The organism is Afifella sp. YEN Y35 (assembly GCF_047553465.1).
Classification (GTDB): domain Bacteria; phylum Pseudomonadota; class Alphaproteobacteria; order Rhizobiales; family Afifellaceae; genus Afifella; species Afifella aestuarii.
This window is the reverse complement of record NZ_CP180203.1, coordinates 506,818-523,632: the sequence shown is the minus strand read 5'-3', so window position 1 is coordinate 523,632 and position 16,815 is coordinate 506,818. Positions and strand designations below refer to the sequence as shown.

Here is a 16,815-nt window from a genome sequence, read left to right as displayed (position 1 = left end):
GGCCTGCTCCATCGATCGATCAGGCATTCGGGTCTTAGCCTGGCTCGCCTTCCTGAAGCTTGCACATTTTAACTGTTCTTATGAACCCAGATCGCCATAATGTCCAATGCTTAATCCAAGAACGCCGATTAGATTTCCCTATCGATGATCACCCTTCGCCAACTGCGCTATCTGCAAGCACTTTCAGAGACGGAACACTTCGGCCGGGCCGCCGGGCGCGTCGGCGTCACGCAGCCGGCGCTGTCGGCGCAGATCCGCGAGCTCGAAGAACAGCTCGGCCTCGACCTCGTCGAAAGATTGTCCTCCGGCGCGCGTCTGACGGGCTTCGGGAAGGAGGTCGTGGAGCGTGCCGCTTCCGTCCTCGCAGAGGTGCGCGCCATCGAGGGCCTGTCTGAGCGCTATCGCGGTCCGCTCTCGGGTGAGATGCGCCTCGGCATCATCCCGTCCGTCGGTCCTTATCTTCTGCCGCGCCTTCTCCCCTTCATGAAAGAGAACCTGCCGGAGCTGAAACTCCGCCTGCGCGAGACGATCACCGAAACCTTGATGCGCGAGCTTCTCGACGACCGCCTCGACTGCATCATCATCAGCCTTCCGACCGGCGAGCCGCGGCTCGAAGCAGCGCCCCTCTTCAACGATCCCTTCTATCTCGCCGTCGCCGCCGACAGCCCTCTCGGGAGAAAGCAGGCCGCCGATATGGCCGCGCTCGAAGATGTGGAGATGATCCTGCTCGAGGAAGGCCATTGCCTGCGCGATCAGATCCTCTCCTTCTGCCGCATTCCGCCGGATACGGAGCAGCTCAGCGTCACCAATCTTGCGACCATCATCGAACTCGTCGAAACGGGCGGCGGCGTGTCGCTGTTGCCCGCCCTCTTCACCTCGTCGAACGGGCTCGAAAGCCGCCGCGTTCGCCTGCTTCCCTTCGCCGAGCCGGCACCGAAGCGCCAGATCGGATTGGCCTGGCGGGCGAGCCATCCGGGCGCGGCACAGTTTCGCGAGCTTGCCGCACAGATCGCCGGATGGCATGCGGGCTTGAGCGCAAGCGCCGCTTCGGCCACCGGTTGAGCGGAACGCGCGGCAAGGCTATAGAGCCGCTTCCTTTCTCCTTTTTCGAACCCCGCAAGGACATGCACCGATGGCGCTAGAACGCACCTTTTCGATCATCAAACCCGATGCCACCGCCCGCAATCTCACTGGCGCGATCAACGCCATGATCGAGGCCGCCGGCCTCAGGATCGTCGCGCAGAAGCGCGTGAAGATGACCCGCGAGCAGGCCGAGACCTTCTACGCCGTGCACAAAGAGCGCCCGTTCTTCGGCGAGCTCGTCGATTTCATGATTTCGGGCCCGGTCGTCGTCCAGGTTCTCGAAGGCGAAGGCGCGATCGCCAAGTACCGTGAGGTCATGGGCGCCACCAATCCGGAGAACGCCGCCGAAGGCACCATCCGCAAGGCGCATGCGAAGTCCGTCGGCGAGAATTCGGTGCACGGCTCCGACGCGCCGGAGACGGCCGCTGTCGAGATCGCCCAGTTCTTCGCCGGCAACGAGATCGTCGGCTGACGCCAGACCGCTCTCCAGAACGGCAAAGGGCGAGGCCGCGGCCTCGCCCTTTTTGTTTGCGGCCGGAGCGCGCGAGGGCGCTCCCCTCTTCTCCCCGTTGGGGAGAAGGTGGCGCCGAAGGCGCCGGATGAGGGGTGGTCTGTCCATCAAGCGTACGGGACTTGGGCTCTCTCACCCCTCACCCGCCGCTTCGCGGCGACCTCTCCCCAGCGGGGAGAGGAATGGAGCCTGCCGACAGGAGCACCCATCAGATACGGTCGCCCTGCCCGTTGAGAGAGGCTCGGCAAGCCCCCGCGAACAGGCATAGCAACCCCGGAAATCGGCCTCAGCCGGTCGCCTAAGCGCCCTTCGCGAGCGCCTGCTCCAGATCGGCGATGATGTCCTCGACATCCTCGATGCCGACGGAGATCCGCACCGTATCGGAGCCCGCACCCGCCGCGCGAAGCTGCTCTTCGGTGAGCTGGCTGTGCGTGGTCGAGGCCGGATGGATGATGAGCGAGCGCGTGTCGCCGATATTGGCGAGATGCGAGAAGAGCTTCACGCTTTCCACGAGCTTCACGCCCGCATCGTAGCCGCCTTCGAGACCGAAGGTGAGGACCGCACCCGCCCCTTTCGGCGCGTATGTCTTCTGCAGATTGTGATAGCGGTCGCCCGGCAGGCCGGCATAGGAGACCCAGGACACCTCCGGCCGACCCGACAGCCATTCCGCCACCTTGAGCGCGTTGTCGCAATGGCGCTGCATCCGGAGCGGCAGCGTCTCGATGCCGGTCAAAATCAGGAAGGCGTTGAAGGGCGACAGCGCCGGTCCGAGATCGCGGAGGCCGAGCACGCGGCAGGCGATGGCGAAGGCGAAATTGCCGAACGTCTCGTGCAGCACGAGGCCGTGATATTCCGGCCGCGGTTCCGACAGCATCGGATAGCGGCCTTCGCGCGACCAGTTGAAGGACCCGGCATCGACGATCACGCCGCCCATGGAATTGCCGTGGCCGCCCATGAACTTCGTCAGCGAATGCACGACGATGTCGGCGCCATGCTCGATCGGCCGGCAGAGATACGGGCTCGCCAGCGTGTTGTCGACGACGAGCGGCACGCCGGCCCGCTTGGCGATCGCCGAGATCGCCGCGATGTCGGTGACGACGCCGCCCGGATTGGCGATCGATTCGATGAAGATCGCCTTCGTGCGCGGCGTGATCGCCTCTTCAAAACTCTGCAGATTGTCGGTGTCGGCCCATTTCACCTTCCAGCCGAAATTCTGAAAGGAGAAGCCGAACTGGTTGATGGAGCCGCCATAGAGCTTCTTGGCCGCGACGATCTCGTCGCCCGGCTGCATCAGCGTGTGCATGACGAGCATCTGCGCGGCATGGCCGGAGGCGACGGCAAGCGCGGCCGTGCCGCCCTCGAGCGCGGCGACGCGCTCCTCCAGCACCGCCGTCGTCGGATTCGTGATGCGGGTGTAGATGTTACCGAAAGCCTTCAACCCGAAGAGGTTGGCGGCCTGCTCGGCGTCATCGAAGACATAGGAGGTCGTCTGGTAGATCGGCGTCGTACGCGCATGCGTGGTGGGATCCGGCTGCGCTCCGGCGTGAATGGAGAGTGTGTGAAAGCCGGGCGTGCGGTCTTCGGACATGATCTTCCCCGTTTCGTTCTCGTTGATTGCGGTCGGCCGATTTAGCGGCAAGCGAGGCGCGGAGCAAAGGACGGATTTTCTGTGAGAGGCTGCCGCGAAGAGGAAATGTTGCTAAGTCTGCCGAAATTGGGGGCTTGGGAGCAAAAGATGACCGTCACGATCCGCCGTGCCGAGGAAACCGACACCGAGACGCTTCTCCCGCTCTTCATCGAAATGCAGCACCATTACGAGGGGGCAGCCGCCATCGACGCCGAGACGGCACGGCCACGCCTTCGTGCCGCGCTGAAGCCCCTGCCCGGCCGCGCCATCCTCGGCGCCTTCGAAGACGAAGCGCTCGGCCTTGCCTGCCTCTACGAGCTCTTTCCCGGCCCGGACATGCACCCGGCCTGGCTGTTGAAGGAACTCTACGTCGCGGCGTCAGCGCGCGGACGGCGCATCGGCGAGGCCTTGCTGCGCGAAGCCGCCCGCGTCGCTCTGGCGGAAGGCGGGGCCCGGCTCGACCTGACGACAGCGGGTGAGAACGAGGCGGCACAACGCTTCTATGCGCGCGTCGGCATGACGCCGATCGCGAAGGTGTATTATCGCTCGGAAGGCGCGGCCCTTCTCGACCTTGCCGAAGACCGCGGCTGATCGCGCCGCATAGAGAGGAAGCTCAGCCGAGGAGGCGCGGCCATTCGATCTTCGGGCACCGATCCATCACGACCTTGATGCCGGCAGCCTCCGCGCGCGCGGCTGCCGCGTCGTCGCGCACCCCGAGCTGCATCCAGATCACCTTCGGCAGCGGCTGAAGTTTCAGGATTTCGTCGACGACACCACCAACGGCCTCCGAGCGGCGGAAGACATCGACCATGTCGATCGCGACCGGCACCTCGGCGAGCGAGGGCAGAAACGCCCGCCCTTCGATCGTCTCGTCCGGCTCGCCGGGATTGATCGGATAGACCTCATAGCCCTGACGGATCAGGAATTGACTGACGCCGTAACTCGGCCGCACCGCCTTCGGCGAAGCGCCGACGACGGCGATCGTCTTCGTATCCGTGAGGATGGAGCGGATGAAATCGTCGGAATAGGAAAGCTGGCTCATGCGCCTTCATCTGTTCCGTCCGGACGCCACGACAAGCCCGACCTCGCCCCCAATGTGACTTTGCCTGTGGGACATGGCGCGCCGCATCGCGATTCGATCGCGCCTTCCGCCAGGATCGCCGCTGGCGCATCCCCGCTGTCGTGACCTACTCTTTGTCCGCAAAGAAAAACCCGAAGGGGAGGAAGAATGACGTTTGCGCCGGTGATGAATGAAGCGGAGGTGGAAGCCTTCCTGGAAAAGGAATTCCCGCAGATCCATCTGCATGGCCGCGCCTTCACGGTCGTCAAAGTCGCGCCGGGGGAAGCGGTCATGCGTCTCGACGCATCGGAAGCTCACCTCCGACCGGGCGGCACAGTGTCCGGTCCGACACTTTTTTCGCTCGCAGATCTCGCCGCCTATGCCGCGATTCTCGCGCATATCGGCCCGGTCGCGCTCGCCGTCACCACCAACCTCTCGATCAATTTCCTGCGCATGCCATCGCCCGGCGCACTCCTTGGCACTTGCCGGATTCTCAAGCTCGGCAAACGACTTGCCGTCACCGAGATCGCCATCGCCCCACCCGATGACGAGGCTCTTGTCGCACATGCCACCGCCACCTATTCGATTCCTCCCGACCGCACTTGAGGTATAATAATACCACTCCCGCAAGCTTCTGATTTTTGGGCTTTTTCTCCAGCAGCGCTTGACAATGACAGGCCTCTCCGCCTATCTGCCGCGCGATCGGGCGCCAGCCATCGGCTCACCGGCCGGCTGAGGTCGCCCTTACCTCATTGCTGAGGTTCCCCGAAAGAGGACGAAGATGAAAACCTATTCCGCAAAAGCGGCGGACATCGAGAAGAAGTGGATCGTCATTGACGGCGACGGACTGGTCGTCGGTCGTCTGGCGACCCTCGTCGCGATGCATCTCCGCGGCAAGCACAAGCCGAGCTACACGCCGCATATGGACGACGGCGACAATGTCGTGGTGATCAACGCCGACAAGGTCGTTTTCACCGGCAAGAAGCTCGACCAGAAGAAGTACTATTGGCACACGGGTTATCCGGGCGGCATCAAGGAGCGCACCGCGCGCAAGCTGATCGAAGGCCGTTTCCCGGAGCGCGTCGTGGAGAAGGCCGTGGAGCGCATGCTTCCGAGCGGCCCACTCGGGCGCCAGCAGCTGAAGAATCTGAGGGTCTATGCAGGGCCGGAGCATCCCCATGCCGCCCAGCAGCCGGAGACGCTCGACGTCGCCGCCCTCTCCAAGAAGAATGTGAGGGTTTTCTAAATGGCTGAAACGCTTCAAGACCTCTCGGAGCTCAGCGGCACCGAGGCTGCGGCCCAGCCGGAGGCTCCCGTCCATGTCCAGAAGCTGGACGAGTACGGCCGCGCCTATGCCACCGGCAAGCGCAAGGACGCCGTCGCCCGCGTCTGGGTGAAGCCGGGTTCCGGCCGCATCACCGTCAACGACAAGGACTACACGGATTACTTCGGTCGTCCGGTGCTGCAGATGATCATCGAGCAGCCGATCCTCGTCGCCGACCGCAATGGCCAGTACGACATCATGGCGACCGTCTCCGGCGGCGGCCTGTCGGGCCAGGCGGGCGCGCTGCGTCACGGCATCTCCAAGGCGCTCACGCATTATGAGCCGGAGCTGCGCGGCATCCTGAAGAAGGTCGGCTTCCTCACCCGCGATTCCCGCGTGGTCGAGCGCAAGAAGTACGGCCGTGCCAAGGCGCGTCGTTCGTTCCAGTTCTCCAAGCGCTAATCGGCGTTTCTCTTTTGGGTTCTCAAGGGGCGGGTCTTCGGACCCGCCCTTTTTGTTGTGAAGACTTCCCCTTCGCCTGCTATTCATCCACAACGAAGGCTCAAGGCGGAGGAAGGAAGTGTCTGATCTCCCGCTCTGGCCGCCGATTGCGGCCGTCATTTTTGGGTTTGTTGGCCTGTTCGTTTTCTGGGTCTGGGGCCGCCGGCTCGACCGGCGCGAGGCAGAGCTGCGCCATCGCCACGGCCTCGCGGAATAGCTGGACGGACATCCCACGTTGGCCCGAAACAAAGCCTCCGTTTCCGGTTTCCTCTCTCTTGGCGGCGCCGCCGCTGGTTTCCGGCGCCCACACCTGCTAGAGGCGAGCCATGTCTGAAAAGCCTGCAATCGACCACGCCTTCCGCGCCAAAGAGCTCAAAGGCGGCGCTGCCGACCCGACCTATGCCGGCGCCCTGTCCTTCATGCGGCGGAAGTATTCCCGCGACCTCACAGGCGTCGATGTCGCCATCCTCGGCATTCCGCTCGACATCACGGTGACGAACCGCCCGGGGGCCCGTTTCGGCCCGCAGGCGATCCGCCGCGCCTCGGCGATCTTCGACGGCGATCCGCAATATCCGTGGGGCATCGACATTTTCGAAAATCTCGCGGTCGTCGATTACGGCGATGTCGATCTGCCGCTGCATCATCCGGAGAAACTCACGGCCGCGATCGAGGCGGAAATCGAGACGATCCTGTCGGCCGGCGTGCATCTCTTCACCCTCGGTGGCGATCATTATTCCACCTGGCCGCTCCTGAAGGCGCATGCCAAACGCCACGGACCGCTCGCCCTCATCCAGTTCGACGCCCACCAGGACACCTGGGACGACGACGGCTCGAAGCTCTCGCATGGCTCCTTCGTGCTGCGCGCCGTGCGCGAAGGCATCATCGACCCCGAACGATCGATCCAGATCGGCATCCGCACGCACGCGCCGGAGACCTGCGGCATCGAGATCATCTCCGCCTATGACTGGCAGCGCATGCATGCCGACGAGACGGCGGATCGCATCGCCGAGCGCGTCGGCGACCAGCCGGCCTATCTCACCTTCGACATCGACTGCCTCGACCCGGCCTTTGCGCCGGGCACCGGCACCCCGGTCTCGGGCGGACCGAGCTCCGCGCAGGCGCTGATGACGCTTGCCGGCCTCAAAACCGTAAATTTTGTCGGCGGCGACGTCGTAGAGGTCTCACCGCCCTACGACCACGCCGACATCACGGCGATCGCCGCCTCCACGGTGGCCCAGCATTATCTCGGCCTGCTGGCATTGAAGCGTGCCGGGCGCTGAGCGCCCGGAACCTCAAAACCGGATCGACAGACAGGACAGCCCGCCATCGAGAAGCTGCGCCTGGCTCACCTTCGTGGTGCGCACATTGTAGCCCCAGCGGTCGAGGAGCTCCTCGGTGCGCGGATAACCGGCGGCGAGAAGCACGATATCGTTGACGCGGACGGCGTTGGCCGCCGCCTCCTCGCCTTCCGGCATCGTCAGAACGCGAAAATCTGAAAACGTCTCCTTGAGCGGCTCCACCGCCAGGATCGTCTCTTCGTCGAGAAGTGCGCAGCCGGTCTTCAAATGCAGAAGCCCCTCCGGCATGTCGACGCCGACGAGCTCATAGCCCCAGCCGGACACGATCGCGCCCATCGCATCGAGCCCTTCTTTGTCGGTGCGCTTCGACAGGCCAGCAAAGATCTTGGGCCCGGTGACGAGGATGTCGCCGCCGTCGACATGACCGTTTTCCAGCGGCGTCACCGGCACGAACGTCTCAAGCGCCTCGCGCACCGTGTTCGGCTCGCCGGCACGGCTCGGCGCCGCCATCCGGAAGAGAATGGCGCCTTCCGGCAGCACCATCGCCGGATCCTCGATGAAGACGGAATCGGGCCAGTCGGAAAGCGCCGGCAGGACATGCGTCTCAAGTCCCGCATTCTCGAGGATGGCCCGATAGGCGGCATGCTCGAGATGGAAAAGTTCAAGGCTCGGGTCGCCGCGGTCGACCGCACGCAGACCGCAGACGACGCTTGCCGCCGGCTCGCGCAGAAGCGCGCGAGAGAAACGGTAAGCAGGGAAAGGATCGTGTGACATGCAAGGGCGGTAGCCGCGGCTCATGCGCATTGCAAGCGCCAAGAGCGCGCGTGACGCGAACCGCTTGCCTTTCGCCCGGCGGAGCCTCTATGCCCTCGCCATGCTGCAGCTTTCAAACATCACGCTCCGCATCGCCGGGCGCACCCTCATCGACAAGGCGAGCCTCAACCTTCCCGCGGGCTCGAAGGTGGGCTTCGTCGGCAAGAACGGCGCCGGCAAGACCACGCTGTTTCGCGCCATCGCGGGCGACATCGCGCCCGATGAGGGCGAGATCATCCTGCCCAAGCGCGCCCGCATCGGCCGCGTGCTGCAGGAAGCCCCAGGCGGCCCGGAGACACTGATCGAAACCGTGCTTGCCGCCGACGAAGAGCGCAGCCGGCTTCTGGCCGAGACGGAGACGGCCAAGGAAGGCGCCCGCATCGGCGAGATCCACACCCGCCTTGCCGAAATCGGCGCCCATGAGGCGGAAGCGCGTGCCGCCCGCATTCTGAAAGGCCTCGGCTTCGACGAAGAGGCGCAGAACCGTCCCTGCTCGGAATTCTCCGGCGGCTGGCGCATGCGCGTCGCCCTCGCCGCCGTTCTCTTCACCGAGCCCGACCTTCTCCTCCTCGACGAGCCGACGAACTATCTCGATCTCGAAGGTTCGTTGTGGCTGGAGCGCTACATCGCTCGCTACCGGCATTCGGCGATCCTGATTTCCCACGACCGCGATCTCTTGAACAACGCGGTGCGCATGATCGTGCATCTGTCGGAGCACAAACTCACCACCTATTCCGGCGGTTACGACAGTTTTGAGCGCCAGCGCGCCGAGCGTCAGGCCCTGCAGGCCAAGCTCAAGGACAAGCAGGAAGCGCAGCGCAAGCACATGGAGGCTTTCGTCGACCGCTTCCGCGCCAAGGCGTCGAAAGCGCGTCAGGCGCAGTCGCGATTGAAGGCGCTCGCCAAGCTGCAGCCGGTCTCCACGATCGCCGACGAGACGGTCCTGCCCTTCCGCTTCCCGGATCCGGAAAAGCGCGCCGCCCCGCCGATCCTGCAGCTCGAAGGCGTTTCGGTCGGCTACGAGCCCGGCCACCCGATCCTGACGAACCTCAATCTCAGGATCGACGACGATGACCGCATCGCGCTCCTCGGCGCCAACGGCAACGGCAAATCGACCTTCGCCAAGCTGATTTCAGGCCAGCTCGAGGCCGAGGCCGGAACCTTCAAGCGCTCCAACAAGCTCAAGATCGGCTTTTTCGCGCAGCACCAGCTCGACGAGCTCATTCCGGGCCAGTCGGCGGTGGAGCACATCCGCGCGCGCCTCCCCGACCTTTCGGAGCCGCAGCTTCGCGCCCGCGTCGCGCAGATGGGGCTCGCCACGCAGAAGATGGACACCAAGGCGAAGGACCTCTCCGGCGGTGAAAAGGCGCGTCTGTTGATGGGCCTCGCCACGCTCGGCCGGCCGCATCTCCTCATCCTCGACGAGCCGACCAACCATCTCGACGTCGACAGCCGCGAGGCGCTCATCCATGCCCTCAACGATTATTCGGGCGCCGTCATCCTGATCAGCCATGATCGCCATTTGATCGAGGCCTCCGTCGACAGGCTCTGGCTGACCTCGAAAGGCACCGTCGCACCCTATGACGGCGACATCGAAGACTATCGCCGCGAAGTGCTCGAAGGCCCGGCGAAAAAGCCGGTGGCGGAAAAGGTCGTCGCAGCACCGGCAGCCGGCCGGCAGAAGCAGGCAGACAAGCGCCGTGCCTCGGCACCCCTGCGCCAAAAGCTCAAGGAATGCGAGCGGCTGATCGACGTCTTCACGAGCGAGATCGAAGCCCTGGACGAGGAACTCGCGTCACCCGCTCTGCATCGCGCCATGCCCGAAAAGGCCGCTGCGCTCGCCAAGAAGCGCGGCGAGAAAGCGGCCATGCTGGAACGGCTGGAAGAGCGCTGGATCGAGCTTGGGGCCATGCTGGAGGAACTCGGCCGCGAACCTGACGCGGCCTGAGCCACCATTGCCCACGCCAAATCCGGATCTTCGTCGCAGCGTGTTCGACGAAGGCAAGACACTTGGCGCGCCTCGGCAGGGACAGCGTTCGCGGCGGCGATAGCGGAAGACGTTGGGGTGGGGCGTGTTCAGCCCGATTCCGCCCCGCAAAACGAATACGATGATTCACGCCCTGTGCGGCAGCCAGCGTGCGCCGTTTCGCGGCTCGAAGCATCCCCATCATCCCGACATCCTCTGGGGCGACGGAGTTGTAATCGATGCTCCACCACGCGAGCTCGGCCGCCCTCACGCACCGCCAAGCCCTTGCAAAATCAACACATCATGCGCTCGGCATAAAATACGCCAAAATATTCCATATATAGTTCTTGTAATAATTCTAATTTACTTACGAGACTCACGTAAAACTCCATTTTGCACTTGCGAACATACAAAATTTTCTAATTTCATAATTGACAATTCCAAATTACGCCCCTTACCCTGCAATGAAATGGCAAACGTATCCAGGAACAACCGTGCCTGGACTATGCATTTTGCGTAGTTCTCCGCGGATACAATAAATCTGGGCGGAATTGCCCTAGCGCTTAAGCGCTAGATGAGGGGGGAAATCGATGATACTAGCCAGCGGTGTAGGCCGCGCGATCTCTATTGCCTTATCGGCAGGTCGGCGACCGACGATTGCTATTTTCCTGATTCCGATCGTCTTGCTGGCTGCCACGGTCTTCGTCCCTGATTCTGCCAAGACGCAGACGGCGGACACCGCCCAGATGGCCATGGATCTTCTGTCGCGGGAAGATACGCTGAAGGGCCTGCCGCGCCAGGACGTGCTGCAGGTCACGGCAAGCGGGGCCGCGGTCGGTGCCCATTACGTCGGCTCAGAGCCATGCCGCGTGTGTCATGCGGGCTCCTTCGACGAGTTCAAGCTGACGGTGATGGGCCGTCTCCTGGAGACCGGGCATCACACCGTCGGCGGCAAGATGGAATGCGAGAGCTGCCACGGACCCGGCTCCTCGCACGTCAACGCCGGCGGCGGTCGCAACGACATCGGCACCGGCGTCATTCGTTCCTTTCGTCCGAACGACCCGCGTTCCTCGGCGGCTGACATCAACGGCATCTGCCTGACCTGCCACGAAAAGGGCGACCGGACCTACTGGCGCGGCTCCGTCCATCAAACCCGCGGTGTCGCCTGCACCAGTTGCCATACGGTGATGCGCCGGACCTCGCCCCGCATGCAGATGGCCAAGGGCAACGTCATGGACACCTGCTTCCAGTGTCACAAGGACCGCCGCGCCCACTCGGTGCGCACCGCCCATATGCCGATGCGCGAGGGCAAGATGGATTGCGGCAGCTGCCACAACCCACACGGCGGCCCGCACGACAAGATGCTGAAGGAAGCGACCGTCAACGACGTCTGCTACACCTGCCATGCCGACAAGCGCGGGCCGTTCCTCTTCGAGCATCCGCCGGTGCGCGAGAACTGCCTCAACTGCCACGAACCGCACGGCTCCATGAACCGCAACCTTCTGACGGTGATGCGGCCGCGGCTGTGCCAGCGCTGCCATACGCCGGGTCGCCATCTCGGCAACCCCGCGCTCGGCATCAGCTCCAACCGCTACATGGTCAACAGCGCCTGCCAGAACTGCCACACGAACATCCACGGCTCCAACAGCCCGTCAGGGAGGCGCTGGCACCGCTAGCCATAGGGGGGAGGCGCGGGGCGCGTGCAGGTTTCGCAAGCACCGCCCCGCAGCCACCCAAAAAGCAACGACACGCAAGGAGCTTCGCTCACACGCCAAGGCCTGAAGACATTTCTCTGGGGGGAGGAAACGATGAAGGTTCAACGCCGATTGACGCTGGCCACGATGGCGCTCCTCGCCGGTGGCGCGGCGCTGCCGCAGGCAGCCAAGGCACAGGACGACAAAGACACCGAGGCGGTCACCTGGGGCGAGATCGAAATGGGCGCCCGCGTCTTCATCGACGAGCCGCCCGATCACGCGTCCGTCTGGGACACGCCGAGCATCCTGGCACCGCAGAAATACAGCTCCGCCAAGTTCGAGGAATATGGCGATGTGCCTTCGGGCCTGCTTCTCGAAAAACTGATGTTCGGCTGGCAATCGGGCGACGGCCTCTATTCCGGCGAGGTTCGCGCCGAGAACATCGGCCAGAACAACGGCCGCTACATCTTCGACTGGTCGCGGACCGGGCTCCTCGACGGCACCTTCATGTGGGACGAGATCCCGCACCTCTACTCGACGACCGCGCAGAGCATCTGGCAGGGCGTCGGCACCGACTTCCTGTCGACCGACGTGTCGTTTCCGGAAAGCCCGCCAACTCCCGCAGAATATGATGCGGCGATCTCAGGCGCCGTCCATCCGATCGACATCGGCATCGACCGCCGCCGCATCCAGTACGACCAGACCTACACGCCGAGCCCGAGCTGGGAGTTCGAGGCGAGCTACCTCAACGATCACCGCGAAGGAACGCAGCCCGCCGGCATCCTCATGAACGGCTTTGGCGCCGGCGAAGTGCATCGCGTCGACGTTCCCCGTCCGGTCGACGACGTGACGCAAAACCTCAAGGCAAGCGGCGAGTATTTCTCCAAGACACCTTGGGGCGGCCGCTTCAACGTTTCTGTGACGGGTCACGCTTCGACTTATGAGAACAAGTACGATTCCTACACATTCCAGAATCCGTACTATCAGGTGCCCGGCACCACCTTCCCGCAATTCGGCCGCGTCAGCCTTGCTCCGGACAACGAGGCCTATTCGCTCGGCGTCACGACCGGCGTCGATCTGCCCTGGAAGAGCCGCTACATGGGCACGGTCTCCTATACGACGATGGAGCAGAGCGACACGCTCATCCCGTATACGATCAATCCGAACGCCCCGGCGCTGTCGCTGCCGACCACGGATGCCAGAGCGAAGATCAACACGCTCCTCATCAACAACAAGATCAGCACGCAGATCGCCGAGGATGTCTCCACGACGCTGCGCTACCGCTATTACGACCTCGACAATCGCACGCCCGAATGGCTGATCGACCAGTACATCATGGGCGATTCGACGACGGCCACCCCGGCCACCGGCGGCCTGAGAGCCCTCGCCTATCAATACACCAAGCAAAACGCCTCAGCCGAGGTGAGCTGGCTCGCAACCAGCCGCATCACGCTCGGCAGCGAGCTCGGCTGGGAGCGGTGGGACCGCGACAGGCGCTCCGTCAACGTGACGGACGAATATCTGGGCAAGATCACGCTCGACGCCCGCATCACCGATCGTGCGCAGCTGCGCTCCAGCTACCAGTATTCGCAACGCCGCTACGACAGCTACGATCTCGGGCCGGTGCTCGATGCCATGGTGAGCGACCCGCTCGGCACCAATGTCGATCCCGGCGTGCGCAAATACGATATGGCCGATCGGGACCGTCACAAGGCGAAGGTCTCGCTGGAATACGAAGCGCTTGAAAATCTCGTCATCACGCCGTCCTTCGGCCTGCGCTTCGACGATTACCTGACCGATCCCGCCATCCCGGAATACGGGCTCTTGAAGGACAACAGCTGGGACGGTGGCCTCGAAGTGGCATTCTCGCCCGCTCCCGGCATCAGCCTGATGGCCGCCTACGTCTACGAGGACTTCGACCGTGACATGGTCGGCGCCAGCATCACCGGCGGCGGCACGGACGTCGTCACCGGCGGCTGGGATAGCAAGATGACCGAACAGGTGCACACGCTTGTCGCCGGCGCCAACATCGAGATCATCCCGGGCGTTCTCGATCTCGAAGTCTATGACAGCTTCGCCCGCGGCGTCTCCAAATGGACCGCGACCGCAAGCTCGCGCACGCCGATCGCCACGCCTCTTTGCCCGGGAGACACCAACTGCCTGCCCTTCCCGGACATGGTGACCAATTACAATCGCTTCGACGCAGCCCTGAACTACCACCCGGAAGCGGGCGGTATTCTTGGCCTCGACGGCGATTTGACTTTGACCCTCAAATATTCCTGGGAACGCAATTTCGTCGACAACTGGCAGGACGAGCTCGACACGCCCTATCAGCATTTGATCGAGGACGGCGTGACCACGAGCTACGCGATGGGCTTCTGGGACACCAACTACAACGTCCACGCCGTCATGGCCTCGCTGGTCTACCGCTGGTGAGGCAAGACCCCTGTGCCGTCGACGCGACGCATCCGGGGCACATTCAAAGAAAAACCAAGGAGGGAACCCAAAATGAGCGACAACTCGAAGACATCGAACACTGGCATGTCCCGGCGTGAGCTTCTCGGGGCCTGTGCGATCGCAGCCGGCTCTTTGGCTCTGGTCGGGACGGGGTCGGCGGATGCGCAAATTGCCAACAAGGCCAAGCAGAACATCGCCGGCTACCAGACGACGCCAAAGGGGCGGCAGGAATGCGACAACTGCCGGCACTTCCAGGCGCCGGACGCCTGTCAGGTCGTGCAGGGGCCGATTTCGCCGAAGGGCTGGTGCCGCCTCTACGCCAAGAAGTAGCGCGGGCCGCACCCGGAACAGGCGCGAAAACCTCTTCAGGGGTTTCCGCCTCACCATTCAATCCATGCGGGACTTTACGTCCCGCATTTTCATGTCCGCCGTCCGCGTTTCGCCGTCAGCCCCCCTCGCCGCTCATCCCCGCAGGAGGCTCACCGCGATCACGCCCATGATGATGCCGATCACCAGATCGAGCACCCGCCAGGCGCGCGGATCGGCAAAGACCGGCCGCAGGAGCCGCGCCCCATAGCCGAGCGCGAAGAAGAACGAGAACGACGCCGTCACTGCGCCCAAAGCGAAGGCCGGTCTTTCCCCTTCATATTGCGAGGACACCGAGCCGAGGAGCACCAGCGTATCGAGATAGACATGCGGATTGAGCCAGGTGAAGGCGAGACAGGTGGCAATCGCCGCGCCGAGGCTCCCTCCGTCGGCATCGAGCGGCTGCAAGCCGGGCCCCGGCTTAAGCGCAGCGTGAAAACTCTTCAGCGCATAGACAATGAGAAACAACGCGCCGCCGTAGCGCATCACCGTCTCGATCCACGGCAACGCCTTCATGAGACCTGATGCACCGGAAACCCCAGCCGAGATCAGAACCGCATCGGAGAGCGCGCAGACGAGGCAGACGGCGAAGACGTGGCGGGCGACCAGCCCCTGTCGCAAGACAAAGGCATTCTGCGCACCGATCGCCAAGATGAGACCGAGCCCGAGCGAGAAACCAGCAAGTGCTGCATTCATGGAGAGGGCTGAGCGGGTAAGCGCCCCTGCATTTCCGAGACGTAGAGTTTTTGCAGCTCGACCGGCCGCACCTCTCCCGGCTCCGAATAGGGATAGGCGAAGGCGATGACGAAAAACACGATCAGCCCGGTATAGGTGCCGAAGATGGACAGAAGCAGAAGGTTCGGCACCGTCGGCGGAAAAGCGAAATAGGCGGCAGCCGTCAACGCCACGCCGAGCAGCGCGGCCAGCATGAACAGCCCGTTCACACCATCCTCTGCGGCTTCCTCACGTTTCAGCCGAAGCTGCGAAATCTCGTGCACGTTCTTGATGAGCAACGGCTTCAACGCCACCTGGCGCACATTCTGCGGCTCGAGATCGAGAATGGCGTCATAGACATCGTCCCAGCTCTCCCAGGCTTTGCGAAGCAGAGGCTCACCGTCCGCCAGCGCCGGAAGCTCCTCGTTGAGAACGATCCCCGTATAGGTCGCAAGATCGTCCCGCGCCTTTTGGGTAATGTCCGCATCGAAGCGTTCGAGGTCGTAGAAGACATCGCCGATGAGCGCCGCCTCCGTCGAAAGCCCGTCTCCGATCTGGTCGAAATTCGCCAGCTCCTGGGCAAAGACCAGCGCCAGGATAAGGCCGTGAAGCGCAGAAACCCGGATCACCACGGAACCGGCGAGATCCTTCGATTCCTCCGGCCCGCGCGAAGACAGCAAAGTGCGCGCGAGAAAATAGCTCGCGAAAGCGATCGCCACCGTCCCGACAACAACAATCAGCCCCATGAGCGGGGCGGGAACGAAGCCGATCATCCCAATCCTTGTTCGGTCATGCACACTCACCTCATTCCATAACCAGCGCGTCGATGAATTTCCAACCGAATGGCGTATTCTCGCGTTCAGATCGGTTCGACGCGCATCCGGTCGTCCGCCAACATTTCGGCGCGACGAATCGTCAATTAAGGGAACCGGCAGGGCCCATTTGAGCTTGCAGAGGCATGGCACTCGAAATCGAACGCAAATTCCTTCTGGCCAGCGATGACTGGCGGAAGTCCGTCAACGAAACCCGGCATATCCGGCAGGGTTATCTGTGCAACGACGAGCGGGCGAGCCTGCGCGTGCGCATCGTCGACGACGAAAAGGCGTATCTCACCATCAAGAGCGGCAAGGCGGCGATCAGCCGCGACGAATACGAATACGCGATCCCTCTCGAAGACGGCGAAGAACTGATCGCCAAATGCGCCGGCCGCCTGATCGAAAAAACCCGCCACATCATCCGCCATGGCCATCTCGCCTGGGAAATCGACGTGTTCGAAGATCGCAATGCCGGCCTCGTCGTCGCCGAGATCGAGCTCGACCATCCGGATCAGGAGTTCGAGCATCCGGAATGGCTGGGCGAAGAGGTCTCTGGCGACGGCCGCTACACCAATGCCTCTCTGTCGCAGCACCCCTACCACGACTGGACATGACTTGAGGCGCACTGGGTGCGCACCCATATGGA

18 protein-coding genes are annotated in these 16,815 nt (G+C 63.4%); 13 read left to right on the top strand and 5 right to left on the bottom strand.

Features of this window, described 5'->3' with window-relative positions:
* Window positions 1–144: 144 nt before the first annotated feature.
* Both ACK8CP_RS02520 and ndk read left to right on the top strand, forming a co-directional pair.
* Window positions 145–1,062, top strand: a complete 918-nt coding sequence (locus ACK8CP_RS02520; protein ID WP_234628501.1) for a hydrogen peroxide-inducible genes activator — start codon at window positions 145–147, stop codon at window positions 1,060–1,062.
* A 70-nt stretch (window positions 1,063–1,132) separates the two neighbouring features.
* Window positions 1,133–1,555, top strand: a complete 423-nt coding sequence (gene ndk / locus ACK8CP_RS02515) for a nucleoside-diphosphate kinase (protein WP_128291487.1) — start codon at window positions 1,133–1,135, stop codon at window positions 1,553–1,555.
* 337 nt (window positions 1,556–1,892) lie between these two features.
* On the opposite strand, the gene ACK8CP_RS02510 is transcribed toward ndk, so the two are convergent.
* Window positions 1,893–3,182, bottom strand: coding sequence for an O-acetylhomoserine aminocarboxypropyltransferase (locus ACK8CP_RS02510; protein ID WP_414833245.1), 1,290 nt, complete (start codon window positions 3,180–3,182; stop codon window positions 1,893–1,895).
* Between the two features lie 147 nt (window positions 3,183–3,329).
* Between ACK8CP_RS02510 and ACK8CP_RS02505 the strand changes: the two genes are divergently transcribed.
* The gene (locus tag ACK8CP_RS02505) at window positions 3,330–3,812 is read left to right on the top strand and encodes a GNAT family N-acetyltransferase (RefSeq protein ID WP_234628503.1); all 483 of its coding nucleotides are present in this window, start codon (window positions 3,330–3,332) and stop codon (window positions 3,810–3,812) included.
* A gap of 22 nt (window positions 3,813–3,834) precedes the next feature.
* On the opposite strand, the gene ACK8CP_RS02500 is transcribed toward ACK8CP_RS02505, so the two are convergent.
* Window positions 3,835–4,263 (bottom strand): CoA-binding protein, encoded by a 429-nt coding sequence (locus ACK8CP_RS02500; RefSeq protein ID WP_414833244.1) that lies wholly within the window; start codon window positions 4,261–4,263, stop codon window positions 3,835–3,837.
* Window positions 4,264–4,449: 186 nt separating this feature from the next.
* On the opposite strand from ACK8CP_RS02500, the gene ACK8CP_RS02495 reads away from it, so the two are divergent.
* The 5 genes from ACK8CP_RS02495 to speB all read left to right on the top strand — a co-directional run bounded on the left by ACK8CP_RS02495 (window position 4,450) and on the right by speB (window position 7,326).
* On the top strand, window positions 4,450–4,887 hold the full coding sequence (locus ACK8CP_RS02495; protein ID WP_414833243.1) for a PaaI family thioesterase: 438 nt from the start codon (window positions 4,450–4,452) through the stop codon (window positions 4,885–4,887).
* A gap of 175 nt (window positions 4,888–5,062) precedes the next feature.
* A complete protein-coding gene (rplM, locus tag ACK8CP_RS02490; RefSeq protein WP_234628506.1) occupies window positions 5,063–5,527 on the top strand; it encodes a 50S ribosomal protein L13 in 465 nt (154 codons plus the stop codon).
* On the top strand, window positions 5,528–6,007 hold the full coding sequence (rpsI, locus tag ACK8CP_RS02485) for a 30S ribosomal protein S9 (protein ID WP_234628507.1): 480 nt from the start codon (window positions 5,528–5,530) through the stop codon (window positions 6,005–6,007).
* 118 nt (window positions 6,008–6,125) lie between these two features.
* Window positions 6,126–6,263, top strand: a complete 138-nt coding sequence (locus ACK8CP_RS02480) for a hypothetical protein (protein ID WP_414833242.1) — start codon at window positions 6,126–6,128, stop codon at window positions 6,261–6,263.
* A 109-nt stretch (window positions 6,264–6,372) separates the two neighbouring features.
* The gene (gene speB / locus ACK8CP_RS02475; RefSeq protein ID WP_414833241.1) at window positions 6,373–7,326 is read left to right on the top strand and encodes an agmatinase; all 954 of its coding nucleotides are present in this window, start codon (window positions 6,373–6,375) and stop codon (window positions 7,324–7,326) included.
* Between the two features lie 12 nt (window positions 7,327–7,338).
* On the opposite strand, the gene ACK8CP_RS02470 is transcribed toward speB, so the two are convergent.
* Window positions 7,339–8,118, bottom strand: coding sequence for a dimethylarginine dimethylaminohydrolase family protein (locus tag ACK8CP_RS02470; RefSeq protein WP_414833240.1), 780 nt, complete (start codon window positions 8,116–8,118; stop codon window positions 7,339–7,341).
* Between the two features lie 100 nt (window positions 8,119–8,218).
* On the opposite strand from ACK8CP_RS02470, the gene ACK8CP_RS02465 reads away from it, so the two are divergent.
* The 4 genes from ACK8CP_RS02465 (at window position 8,219) to ACK8CP_RS02450 (ending at window position 14,604) form a co-directional block, all read left to right on the top strand.
* On the top strand, window positions 8,219–10,105 hold the full coding sequence (locus ACK8CP_RS02465) for an ABC-F family ATP-binding cassette domain-containing protein (RefSeq protein ID WP_234629364.1): 1,887 nt from the start codon (window positions 8,219–8,221) through the stop codon (window positions 10,103–10,105).
* Between the two features lie 701 nt (window positions 10,106–10,806).
* Window positions 10,807–11,799, top strand: coding sequence for a DmsE family decaheme c-type cytochrome (locus tag ACK8CP_RS02460; protein WP_414833239.1), 993 nt, complete (start codon window positions 10,807–10,809; stop codon window positions 11,797–11,799).
* Between the two features lie 132 nt (window positions 11,800–11,931).
* A complete protein-coding gene (locus ACK8CP_RS02455; RefSeq protein ID WP_414833238.1) occupies window positions 11,932–14,253 on the top strand; it encodes an MtrB/PioB family decaheme-associated outer membrane protein in 2,322 nt (773 codons plus the stop codon).
* Between the two features lie 72 nt (window positions 14,254–14,325).
* Window positions 14,326–14,604 carry a twin-arginine translocation signal domain-containing protein gene (locus tag ACK8CP_RS02450; protein ID WP_414833237.1) on the top strand — a complete coding sequence of 93 codons (279 nt, stop codon included), beginning with the start codon at window positions 14,326–14,328 and terminating at the stop codon, window positions 14,602–14,604.
* Between the two features lie 132 nt (window positions 14,605–14,736).
* Here ACK8CP_RS02450 and ACK8CP_RS02445 read toward each other — a convergent pair whose 3' ends face one another.
* Together ACK8CP_RS02445 and ACK8CP_RS02440 are read right to left on the bottom strand one after the other, a co-directional pair.
* Window positions 14,737–15,336, bottom strand: coding sequence for a LysE/ArgO family amino acid transporter (locus tag ACK8CP_RS02445; protein ID WP_414833236.1), 600 nt, complete (start codon window positions 15,334–15,336; stop codon window positions 14,737–14,739).
* Window positions 15,333–16,127 carry a hypothetical protein gene (locus ACK8CP_RS02440; protein WP_414833235.1) on the bottom strand — a complete coding sequence of 265 codons (795 nt, stop codon included), beginning with the start codon at window positions 16,125–16,127 and terminating at the stop codon, window positions 15,333–15,335. The genes ACK8CP_RS02445 and ACK8CP_RS02440 overlap by 4 nt, the downstream gene beginning before the upstream one ends.
* Before the next feature lie 185 nt (window positions 16,128–16,312).
* On the opposite strand from ACK8CP_RS02440, the gene ACK8CP_RS02435 reads away from it, so the two are divergent.
* Window positions 16,313–16,783: a CYTH domain-containing protein gene (locus ACK8CP_RS02435; RefSeq protein ID WP_128291473.1), complete on the top strand. Its 471-nt coding sequence runs from the start codon at window positions 16,313–16,315 to the stop codon at window positions 16,781–16,783.
* Window positions 16,784–16,815: the final 32 nt, after the last annotated feature.

Excerpts from the sequence above, each read along its gene's own strand:
- ACK8CP_RS02520 (WP_234628501.1), top strand. The coding sequence starts at position 145 with ATGATCACCCTTCGCCAACTGCGCTATCTGCAAGCACTTTCAGAGACG.
- ndk (WP_128291487.1), top strand. The coding sequence starts at position 1,133 with ATGGCGCTAGAACGCACCTTTTCGATCATCAAACCCGATGCCACCGCC.
- ACK8CP_RS02510 (WP_414833245.1), bottom strand. The coding sequence starts at position 3,182 with ATGTCCGAAGACCGCACGCCCGGCTTTCACACACTCTCCATTCACGCC.
- ACK8CP_RS02505 (WP_234628503.1), top strand. The coding sequence starts at position 3,330 with ATGACCGTCACGATCCGCCGTGCCGAGGAAACCGACACCGAGACGCTT.
- ACK8CP_RS02500 (WP_414833244.1), bottom strand. The coding sequence starts at position 4,263 with ATGAGCCAGCTTTCCTATTCCGACGATTTCATCCGCTCCATCCTCACG.
- ACK8CP_RS02495 (WP_414833243.1), top strand. The coding sequence starts at position 4,450 with ATGACGTTTGCGCCGGTGATGAATGAAGCGGAGGTGGAAGCCTTCCTG.
- rplM (WP_234628506.1), top strand. The coding sequence starts at position 5,063 with ATGAAAACCTATTCCGCAAAAGCGGCGGACATCGAGAAGAAGTGGATC.
- rpsI (WP_234628507.1), top strand. The coding sequence starts at position 5,528 with ATGGCTGAAACGCTTCAAGACCTCTCGGAGCTCAGCGGCACCGAGGCT.
- speB (WP_414833241.1), top strand. The coding sequence starts at position 6,373 with ATGTCTGAAAAGCCTGCAATCGACCACGCCTTCCGCGCCAAAGAGCTC.
- ACK8CP_RS02470 (WP_414833240.1), bottom strand. The coding sequence starts at position 8,118 with ATGTCACACGATCCTTTCCCTGCTTACCGTTTCTCTCGCGCGCTTCTG.
- ACK8CP_RS02465 (WP_234629364.1), top strand. The coding sequence starts at position 8,219 with ATGCTGCAGCTTTCAAACATCACGCTCCGCATCGCCGGGCGCACCCTC.
- ACK8CP_RS02455 (WP_414833238.1), top strand. The coding sequence starts at position 11,932 with ATGAAGGTTCAACGCCGATTGACGCTGGCCACGATGGCGCTCCTCGCC.
- ACK8CP_RS02450 (WP_414833237.1), top strand. The coding sequence starts at position 14,326 with ATGAGCGACAACTCGAAGACATCGAACACTGGCATGTCCCGGCGTGAG.
- ACK8CP_RS02445 (WP_414833236.1), bottom strand. The coding sequence starts at position 15,336 with ATGAATGCAGCACTTGCTGGTTTCTCGCTCGGGCTCGGTCTCATCTTG.
- ACK8CP_RS02440 (WP_414833235.1), bottom strand. The coding sequence starts at position 16,127 with ATGATCGGCTTCGTTCCCGCCCCGCTCATGGGGCTGATTGTTGTTGTC.
- ACK8CP_RS02435 (WP_128291473.1), top strand. The coding sequence starts at position 16,313 with ATGGCACTCGAAATCGAACGCAAATTCCTTCTGGCCAGCGATGACTGG.